This window comes from Pseudomonas sp. DC3200b2, from assembly GCF_049895785.1.
GTDB classification, from domain to species: Bacteria; Pseudomonadota; Gammaproteobacteria; order Pseudomonadales; family Pseudomonadaceae; genus Aquipseudomonas; species Aquipseudomonas massiliensis.
Map to the genome: position 1 here is coordinate 558,964 of NZ_JAFCTA010000004.1, position 9,045 is coordinate 568,008.

Genomic DNA, 9,045 nt, shown 5'->3' on the forward strand with positions numbered 1-9,045 from the left:
TCTCCCCTTACCGCCGTGCTTATAATGACGTGGATCCGCTAATGCCCGGCCGTCATCGGCCCACTTACAGGGAGTAGATGAACATGGAGTACGTACCTCGTATCAGCCGAATCGCCACGCTCCTGGCAGATCCCAAGCGAAGTGCCATGTTGTGGGCCTTGATCGACGGCGCCACTCGTGGCGCCGATGAACTGGCCAGCCTGGCGGGGCTGACTCCCTCTTCAGCCAGCGCGCATCTATCGAAGCTGTCCGCGGCGGGCTTGCTCAAGCGTGAGGCCAGAGGGCGAAAGCGGTTCTTCCGCCTGGCAGCGCCGGAGGTGGGCATGGCCGTCGAGGCACTGGCTTGCGTACCCGGCCCGGCCAAGATTGCCGAGGCGTCCGCCATTCACCGCTGGGCGTTGCCCGAGGGGCCGCAGCGCAAGGCCAGGGTATGCAAGGATCATCTTGGCGGTGAAGTGGCGAGCGACCTGTACCGTCGTTTCATCGACGTAGGCTGGATGGAAGCACTCGACACCGGCGCGATGCTTACGCCTTGTGGCGTGCTGGGCCTTGCCCGCAGCGGTATTTATGTCCAGGCCTTCGTGCAACGCGGGTGCCTGACCGTTACTCGCTGCTGCGACTGGTGCGATGGCCAGCCCCACCTGGGTGGGGCTTTGGGGGCCAGCCTGCTGCAGCTGTTCTTCCAGAAAGGTTGGGTGAAACGGCTCGATGACAGCAACGCGTTGCGACTTACCCGTAGTGGCCAGCGGGAGATCGGCCGGCTCGGCACTGCGTCGTCAGAAAGCGACGAAGGCCGTTGCCCCGGTGGCTCTCCGGCCCGGTGAACGGGCCGGGTACCTTAACCTACTTCACCAGGCGGGCGTCGAGGCTGTTCTGGGCAAGGCGGCGGGCTTGATCCTCCGTCATGCCCAGATGGGTATGCAGGGCATGGAAGTTCTCGGTCACATAACCGCCAAAATAAGCAGGGTCATCTGAGTTGACGGTCACTTTCACTCCGCGCTCCAGCATGTCGAGAATGTTGTGCTCGGCCATGTCATCGAAGACGCAAAGCTTGGTATTGGACAGAGGGCAGACCGTGAGCGGAATCTGCTCGTCGATGATGCGTTGCATGAGGCGCTCGTCCTCGATGGCGCGAACCCCATGGTCGATACGCTGGATCTTCAGCAGGTCCAGCGCTTCCCAGATGTATTCAGGCGGCCCTTCCTCGCCCGCGTGGGCGACGGTGAGAAAACCTTCGCTCCGGGCTCGGTCGAACACCCGCTTGAACTTGCTCGGCGGATGTCCCATCTCGGAGCTGTCCAGGCCCACGGCCACGAAGGCGTCCCGGAAGGGCAGCGCCTGGTCCAGGGTCCGCTCGGCTGCTTCTTCGCTCAGATGGCGCAGGAAACTCAGGATCAGCCCGCTGCTGACCCCAAGCTTCGCCTGGCCATCCTTGAGCGCGCTGGTGATGCCGTTGAGGACCACTTCGAAGGCAATGCCGCGATCGGTGTGGGTTTGCGGGTCGAAGAACGGTTCGGTATGGATAACGTTCTGTGCCTTGCAGCGCTCCAGGTAGGCCCAAGTCAGGTCGTAGAAGTCCTGCTCGGTACGCAGCACATTGGCGCCCTGGTAGTAGAGGTCCAGAAACTCCTGAAGGTTGTTGAAGGCATAGGCGGCGCGCAGCGCGTCGACATCCGCCCAAGGAAGAGCGATGCGATTGCGTTCGGCCAGGGCGAACAGCAACTCCGGCTCCAGGGAGCCTTCCAGATGCAGGTGCAATTCGGCCTTGGGAAGGGCGTTGAGCCAGTCGTACATGGGGAAATCTCTCAAATCAGCGTAGGGCATTTTACCCCGGACCTGCCGCGGGCGCACGGTCGCGAATGTCGCGGCGAAACCATCGGGGCGTTGGCGGAGTCAGTACTACTCACCCCCGCAGTGAGAAAGAGGCGCATGATCAAGCGGATAGTCGAAGAAAAGTACCTGCTACTGGCGCTGGTGGCGGCCGTCGCGGCCTACCCTCTGGAACCGCTGATGGTGCATGGCGGGCAGGCGAGGGCGTTGATCTGCGCTGTTTTGTTGGTAGTGGCCATTATCCTGGCCTCGATGCGGGTAGCCCATCACGCCGAGCTGCTGGCGGAAAAGGTCGGTGACCCCTACGGCACCATGATCCTCACCTTGTCCGCTGTGCTGGTGGAGGTGGTCATCCTTGCCATCATGATCAGTAACGCCCCCTCACCAACCCTGGTCCGGGACACGATCTACTCGGCGGTAATGCTGGACATCAATGGGATTCTTGGCCTGGCGGCGCTGATGGGGGGGCTCAAGCATGGCGAGCAGAGCTACAACGACGACTCGGCGCGCACCTATAGCGTGATGATTCTCACCGCCATGGGCGTATCGATGGTGGTTCCCGAGTTCATTCCCGAAGGGCGCTGGGCTCTGTACTCGGCATTCACCATAGGCGCGATGCTGGTGTTGTACAGTCTTTTCCTGCGCATGCAGGTCGGGCCGCACAGCTATTTCTTCAGCTACAGCTACCCGGAGAAGAAGCGTCGCAGCGAGCCTAGCGAGGCCCACGAAGCACCAGTGAGTACGACACTGTCCATAGGCGTGCTGGTATTGGGCGTGGTGGTGATCGGAGCCCTGGCTGAAGTCATGTCCAAGGCCATGGATGTTGGCCTGGAGGGTAGCGGCGCCCCGCCGGTGCTGTCCGCCATCCTGGTGGCGGCCATCTCCGCCTCGCCGGAGATCCTCACGGCCTTGCGCGCCGCCTTGGCGAACCGAATGCAGTCTGTGGTGAACATTGCCCTGGGTGCTTCGCTGTCGACGGTCATCCTGACTGTTCCGGTAATGGAAGCGATGGCCATTTACATGGGGCAGCCCCTGCAGATGGCCATGACCCCCGTGCAGACGGTCATGGCCGTGATTACGCTGTTGGTGTGCGCGATCAATCTCAACGACGGGCAAACCAACGCCATCGAAGGCATGACGCACTTTGTACTGTTCGCTACCTTCATCATGCTTTCCCTGCTAGGGCTATAGCCTCACCAGGGCAACTGGCGGCCGCGGTAGTCGATGAAGTGCAAGCCGCCGCGACCTGCGAATTCAGTCACTTGGCGTACCATTCCCTGTGCGCTCGTGACCACATCGATTTCGGCATTCGGGCCGCCCATGTCGGTGCGCACCCAGCCAGGGTGCATGCATAGGATGGTCGGTCGTGGCTGGGGCAGTGTCGAGGCGAAGGTATTGACCATGGAGTTGAGCGCAGCTTTGCTTGCTTTGTAGAGAGGAATCTCAGGAGCGTCTGGCGAAGCCACGGTGCCCAGTGTCGAACTCATGAATGCCAGCACGCCCGTGTTTTTCTGCACCAGGCTGACCAGCCGTTGTGCGAGGCGAATCGGCGAGAGCACGTTGGTAGTAAAGAGTTGGCTGATATCCTCGGCGGTTGCCGCGTCCAGATCCCGGGTAGGGCCCATTACGCCAGCATTCACGAACACGAGGTCGAATCGCTGGCCAGCCAACTGTCCAGCCAGGGCCTCGATGCTACCCAGATCATTCATCTCAAGGGCGTAAAGAGTGCTGGCAGCCTGCTTCAGCGCTACGGGGGGCTCGCCTCGTGTGGTGGCTGCTACTTGCCAACCCTCTTGATTGAGCTGTTGGACCAGTCCAAGCCCCAGCCCCCGGTTAGCGCCGATCACCAATGCTCGTCTAGTGGTTGTCATCGAGAGGCTCCTTTGTGAATGCCAATGACAGTCTACCGAACCGGGAAAGACATGCCATCGAGCCTGGTCAGAAAATGATCAGTCGCTTCCAAGCCGCGCGCCAGTTGGGCTGGGACGCTTCGCCCACGGGTTATCCACAGGCCCGCTCACACAAAATGTGTGAAACCCAGGGGCGCATCAGGCTCCATTCGCCGCGGCTGAGTCCCGGCAAGGACTGGTTAAAATTCGATCAGTGGTGGGCAGCCCTTGCCGTTGCTGGGTCCCAGGCACATGCCCAAAGCTTATCCACAAGCGGGCACACACCGAATGTGCACAATTCAAGCGGCCAGTAGAGTGATTCGTCCACGACTCAATTGTGCAAGCTGATCGGCGAGTTGACTGAAACCGGATGGAGGCAAGGCCAGCTCCAGGTCCACGCCATTGGCATCGAAGCGTTCGCCAATGATTTCTCCGCCGGCCTCGGCCACGCGCAGGCGCACCAGAGCCAGTTCATTGAACGCACAGTTACATCGGGCCGGCGTCCGCACTACGAGGGGAAGCTTGGGTGCCTGTTGCAGGCACTTGTTGGCGCACCCTCCGTATGCTCGTGCCAGCCCGCCAGTACCTAGCTGGATGCCGCCATACCAGCGCGTAACGATGACCATGACCCGGTCGTACCCTTGGGTTTCGATCGCGGCCAGGATGGGCCGCCCCGCCGTACCGCCGGGCTCGCCATCATCGCTGCTGCGATATTGCAGACCCAGCTTCCACGCCCAGCAGTTGTGGGTCGCCTGGAGATCCGCATGGGCGCGCAGAAAGGCTTGGGCTTGATCCGGGCTATCAATGGGGCCCGCAATGGCGCGGAACCGGCTTTTGCGGATTTCCTCGCTGAACACCCAAAGCGCTTCCAATGTAGAAAGGCTCACCGCGCGCCCTCCGCGGTGACGGCTGGGGCGATACCGCAACCAGTCTTTATGATACGAGCCAGATTGTCCGCCGCTGTGCCGAAATCGGTGCGGGTCGATCGACCTTTATCTGTGCCTCGGCAAATCCGGCTGGCTGATTCATCTTCGACAATCCGAAGGGTGGCCCTTTCATTTTTGTGACGAATGCGGTCGGCAGCTTTGCCGTTCGGCTGGGCGAAGTGGATGGGGGCGGGCAAGGGCATGGCTTTTCCGAGATGATCGATGCGGCACAGAGCTGCGTTGATAGCGCACACATGAGTAACAAACAAGCCTGTATGTACTTTGGCTCGGTGCGTGTACTCGTCGGCTCGGGTTCGAAGAGGGCCGTAAGCGTTCAACGAGTCGCAGCCAACTGTTCGAGGAAGCTTTCGAGCACCAGATGCGGACGTCGCCCCTTGCGGGTGACCCACGATAGACTCAGATCATAGAAGCGTTGGCGCGCCTTGAGGGCACGCAGACGGCCTTCCTGTACCCAGGTATGAGCATAATGATCAGGCAAGTAGCCGATATATCGGCCCGTGAGTATGAGGAAAGCCATACCTTCCCGGTCCGAGGCGCTGGCGCTGCACTTGAGCGCTTGATAGTGGGCCTGGATCTCTCCCGGCAGGCGGAAGGTTGGTGCTATGGCTTCCTGGGCGTTGAGCCTGTGGTCGTCAAGGGTAGCATCATCGACATAGAACAGTGGATGGCCGACCGCGCAGTACAGTGAAGAGCGCTCACTGTATAGCGGCTGATATTCCAGCCCGGGCAGGGCGCTGGCTTGGGGCACCACACCCACATGCAGGCTCCCGTCGAGCACACCCTGTTCCACCTGGCTGGGCGCGATCATCCGGATATTGACCCGTACCTCCGGGCCGCGCTCCTTAAGTTGAGCCAGGGCGTGGGTAATGCGCATATGGGGGAGGGTGACGAGATTGTCCGTCAGCCCGATATTCAACTCGCCCCGCAGATGCTGGTGCAGCCCGTTGACTTCCGTACGAAAGTTTTCCAGTGCTCCGAGCAACTGCAGCGCGGATTGATAGACCTGGCGACCTTCTTCCGTCAAGGAAAAGCCGGCCCGGCCTCGTTGGCACAGCCGCAGGCCTAGGCGCTGTTCCAGATCACTCATTTGCTGGCTGATCGCGGAGCGGCCTATGCCAAGGACGTTCTCGGCTGCGGAAAAGCCGCCGCATTCCACGACGCTGCGAAAGATGCGCAACAACCGGATATCGAAATCGCTGACTTGGGCAACAGGGTCACGGCGGCTCATTGTTTAGCGGCGCTCTTCTTGAAGATAGGAAAAACCAGGTTTTACCGACTTTATCCCCATGCGAACTTAGCGGCAATCCAGCAACCCGCTGTCATACAAGAGAGGCCTCAGATGAACATGCCGGAGAATGCACCCGTGGGACTGGCGAGCCAGCTCAAACTGGACGCGCATTGGATGCCCTATACGGCCAACCGGAACTTCCAGCGCGACCCACGGCTGATCGTGGCGGCTCAGGGACGTTACCTGACCGACGACCGTGGGCGTCAGGTGTATGACAGCCTGTCCGGTTTGTGGACCTGCGGCGCTGGCCATACGCGCAAGGAAATCCAGGAAGCGGTGGCACGCCAGCTAGGAGTGCTGGACTATTCTCCAGCGTTCCAATATGGCCATCCGCTGTCTTTCCAGCTGGCCGAAAAAATCGTCGAGTTGACCCCGGGCGATCTCAACCATGTGTTCTATACGAACTCGGGTTCCGAGTGCGCCGATACAGCCGTGAAGATGGTACGTGCTTACTGGCGCCTTAAAGGCCAGGCCACCAAGACCAAGCTCATCGGCCGTGCCCGTGGCTATCACGGGGTGAACATCGCCGGTACCAGCCTTGGCGGTGTGAACGGCAACCGTAAGCTATTCGGCCAGTTGCTGGATGTCGACCATCTGCCTCATACGCTACTGGCGGCCAATGCCTATTCTCGCGGCCTCCCGCAAGAGGGTGGCGTGGCGCTGGCGGATGACCTGCTTCGGCTTATCGAGCTTCATGACGCCTCCAACATCGGCGCGGTGATCGTCGAACCCATGGCCGGCTCGGCCGGGGTATTGCCTCCGCCGAAGGGCTATCTCAAGCGGCTGCGCGAGATCTGCGACCAACACAACATTCTGTTGATCTTCGACGAAGTGATCACTGGCTTCGGGCGCACCGGAAGCTTGTTCGGAGCGACAACCTTCGATGTGATCCCCGACCTGATGTGCGTGGCCAAGCAGCTCACCAATGGCGCGATTCCCATGGGGGCCGTGATCGCGCGCAGCGAGATCTACCAGACGTTCATGGCGCAGCCGACCCCCGAGTACGCCGTGGAATTCCCCCATGGCTATACCTACTCCGCACATCCGGTGGCTTGCGCCGCGGGCATTGCCGCGCTGGATCTGCTGCTCAAGGAAAACCTGGTGCAAAGCGCCGCGCAACTGTCACCGGCCTTCGAAGCCGCTCTGCACGGGCTCAAGGGTGCATCCCACATCGTGGACCTGCGTAACTTCGGCCTGGCGGGTGCCATTCAGCTGGCGCCACGTGACGGGGATGCCATCGTCAGGCCTTTCGAAGCCGCCATGAAGCTATGGCAGAAAGGGTTCTATGTGCGGTACGGCGGCGACACGCTGCAGTTTGGCCCTAGCTTCAACGCCACCCCCGAAGAAATGGACCGTTTGTTCGACGCTGTCGGCGAAGTCCTTAACCAGATCAACTGATAATTGGAGCATGCAATGGGCAGCATTCAACACCTGATCAATGGGGACCTGGTTACGGCGGGCGACCGTACCGCCGATGTGTTCAACCCGTCCACGGGCGAAGTAACAGGGCGGGTGCAACTGGCTGACGTGGCTACGGTGCAGCGGGCCATAGAGGCGGCCAAGGCGGCCTTCCCGGCGTGGCGCCGTACCCCGGCGGCCAAGCGCGCCCAGGTGATGTTCCGCTTCAAGCAGTTGCTGGAACAAAACGAAAGCAAGATCGCTGAGTTGATCAGCCAGGAACATGGCAAAACGTTGGAAGATGCGGCAGGCGAGCTCAAGCGCGGGATCGAGAACGTCGAATTCGCCTGTGCCGCCCCCGAGTTGCTCAAGGGCGAATACAGCCGCAACGTCGGCCCGAACATCGATGGGTGGTCAGACTTCCAGCCGCTAGGCATCGTCGCCGGGATCACGCCCTTCAACTTCCCGGCCATGGTGCCACTGTGGATGTACCCGCTGGCCATCGTCTGCGGAAACTGCTTCATCCTCAAACCGTCGGAGCGGGACCCAAGCTCAACCTTGTTCATTGCCCAGCTGCTTCAGGAAGCAGGGCTGCCGGCCGGCGTAATGAGTGTGGTGCACGGCGACAAGGTGGCGGTGGACGCCTTGATCGAGGCGCCGGATGTAAAGGCGATCAGCTTTGTAGGATCTACGCCCATTGCTGAATACATCTACAAGGAAGGCGCCGCGCGCGGCAAGCGGGTACAGGCACTGGGTGGTGCCAAGAACCATGCGGTGCTGATGCCCGATGCTGACCTGGACAATGCGGTCAGCGCGCTCATGGGCGCTGCCTATGGTTCCTGTGGTGAGCGCTGCATGGCGATCTCCGTTGCCGTGTGCGTGGGCGACCAGGTGGCCGATGCCTTGGTGGCTCGTCTCACGCCGCAGATCAAGGCCCTGAAGATCGGCGCCGGCACCAGCTGCGGCCTGGACATGGGACCTCTGGTTACAGCTCAGCACCGTGACAAGGTACGCGGCTACGTCGATGACGGTGTGGCTGCGGGGGCGCAGTTGGTAGTCGACGGTCGTAACCTGAGCGTAGGTGGAAACGAGAACGGGTTCTTCCTCGGGGGGTGCCTGTTCGACCGGGTCACGCCAGATATGCGCATCTATAAGGAAGAAATTTTTGGCCCGGTATTGTGCGTCGTTCGCGTCAACAGCCTTGAAGAAGCCATGCAGTTGATCAATGAGCACGAGTACGGCAACGGCACCTGCATCTTCACTCGTGACGGCGAAGCGGCCAGGCTGTTCTGTGACGAGATCGAAGTCGGCATGGTCGGGGTCAACGTACCTCTGCCAGTCCCAGTGGCCTACCACAGCTTCGGTGGGTGGAAGCGATCGCTGTTCGGAGACCTGCATGCCTATGGACCTGATGGCGTGCGCTTCTATACACGGCGCAAGGCTATCACCCAGCGCTGGCCTCAACGGGCGAGTCACGAGGCATCGCAGTTCGCCTTCCCGAGCCTTTAAAGCAGCGTTGGCAATGGCCGTTAATATTACTGAAACAAAAGTGTTGACGGCCTTTCGAAACCCCTTATAATGCGCCCCACTTCCAGCGACAACGGAACGGCAAACTTCTTGATAATCAACGAGTTAGCGGTTCAGGTAAGCAGGAAGTGGCTTCGATCTCCGGATCGAACGCGGTGAAAAAGGT

General features: G+C 60.7%; 8 protein-coding genes. 4 read left to right on the plus strand and 4 right to left on the minus strand.

All coding sequences use genetic code 11. The features are described 5' to 3' along the window. The first annotated feature begins 83 nt into the window (after window positions 1-83). The gene (locus ACP691_RS15260; protein WP_426150253.1) at window positions 84-824 is read left to right on the plus strand and encodes an ArsR/SmtB family transcription factor; all 741 of its coding nucleotides are present in this window, start codon (window positions 84-86) and stop codon (window positions 822-824) included. Window positions 825-843: 19 nt separating this feature from the next. Here the strand turns inward: ACP691_RS15260 and ACP691_RS15265 are convergent, their stop codons facing one another. After that, on the minus strand, window positions 844-1,794 hold the full coding sequence (locus tag ACP691_RS15265; protein ID WP_426151087.1) for an adenosine deaminase: 951 nt from the start codon (window positions 1,792-1,794) through the stop codon (window positions 844-846). A 135-nt stretch (window positions 1,795-1,929) separates the two neighbouring features. On the opposite strand from ACP691_RS15265, the gene ACP691_RS15270 reads away from it, so the two are divergent. After that, window positions 1,930-3,021, plus strand: a complete 1,092-nt coding sequence (locus ACP691_RS15270) for a calcium:proton antiporter (protein WP_426150251.1) — start codon at window positions 1,930-1,932, stop codon at window positions 3,019-3,021. Window positions 3,022-3,023: 2 nt separating this feature from the next. Here ACP691_RS15270 and ACP691_RS15275 read toward each other — a convergent pair whose 3' ends face one another. The 3 genes from ACP691_RS15275 to ACP691_RS15285 form a co-directional block, all read right to left on the minus strand. Continuing rightward, window positions 3,024-3,701, minus strand: coding sequence for an SDR family oxidoreductase (locus ACP691_RS15275; RefSeq protein WP_426150249.1), 678 nt, complete (start codon window positions 3,699-3,701; stop codon window positions 3,024-3,026). Window positions 3,702-4,018: 317 nt separating this feature from the next. After that, window positions 4,019-4,606, minus strand: coding sequence for an IMPACT family protein (locus ACP691_RS15280; protein ID WP_426150247.1), 588 nt, complete (start codon window positions 4,604-4,606; stop codon window positions 4,019-4,021). A gap of 373 nt (window positions 4,607-4,979) precedes the next feature. Continuing rightward, complete coding sequence (locus ACP691_RS15285; protein ID WP_426150245.1) at window positions 4,980-5,894, minus strand: LysR family transcriptional regulator; 915 nt, start codon at window positions 5,892-5,894, stop codon at window positions 4,980-4,982. A 111-nt stretch (window positions 5,895-6,005) separates the two neighbouring features. Between ACP691_RS15285 and ACP691_RS15290 the strand changes: the two genes are divergently transcribed. Both ACP691_RS15290 and ACP691_RS15295 read left to right on the plus strand, forming a co-directional pair. Continuing rightward, window positions 6,006-7,352: an aspartate aminotransferase family protein gene (locus ACP691_RS15290; protein ID WP_426150243.1), complete on the plus strand. Its 1,347-nt coding sequence runs from the start codon at window positions 6,006-6,008 to the stop codon at window positions 7,350-7,352. 15 nt (window positions 7,353-7,367) lie between these two features. Then, on the plus strand, window positions 7,368-8,861 hold the full coding sequence (locus tag ACP691_RS15295) for a CoA-acylating methylmalonate-semialdehyde dehydrogenase (protein WP_426150241.1): 1,494 nt from the start codon (window positions 7,368-7,370) through the stop codon (window positions 8,859-8,861). The last annotated feature ends 184 nt before the right edge of the window (window positions 8,862-9,045 follow it).

Excerpts from the sequence above, each read along its gene's own strand:
- ACP691_RS15275 (WP_426150249.1), bottom strand. The coding sequence starts at position 3,701 with ATGACAACCACTAGACGAGCATTGGTGATCGGCGCTAACCGGGGGCTG.
- ACP691_RS15265 (WP_426151087.1), bottom strand. The coding sequence starts at position 1,794 with ATGTACGACTGGCTCAACGCCCTTCCCAAGGCCGAATTGCACCTGCAT.
- ACP691_RS15290 (WP_426150243.1), top strand. The coding sequence starts at position 6,006 with ATGAACATGCCGGAGAATGCACCCGTGGGACTGGCGAGCCAGCTCAAA.
- ACP691_RS15285 (WP_426150245.1), bottom strand. The coding sequence starts at position 5,894 with ATGAGCCGCCGTGACCCTGTTGCCCAAGTCAGCGATTTCGATATCCGG.
- ACP691_RS15295 (WP_426150241.1), top strand. The coding sequence starts at position 7,368 with ATGGGCAGCATTCAACACCTGATCAATGGGGACCTGGTTACGGCGGGC.
- ACP691_RS15260 (WP_426150253.1), top strand. The coding sequence starts at position 84 with ATGGAGTACGTACCTCGTATCAGCCGAATCGCCACGCTCCTGGCAGAT.
- ACP691_RS15270 (WP_426150251.1), top strand. The coding sequence starts at position 1,930 with ATGATCAAGCGGATAGTCGAAGAAAAGTACCTGCTACTGGCGCTGGTG.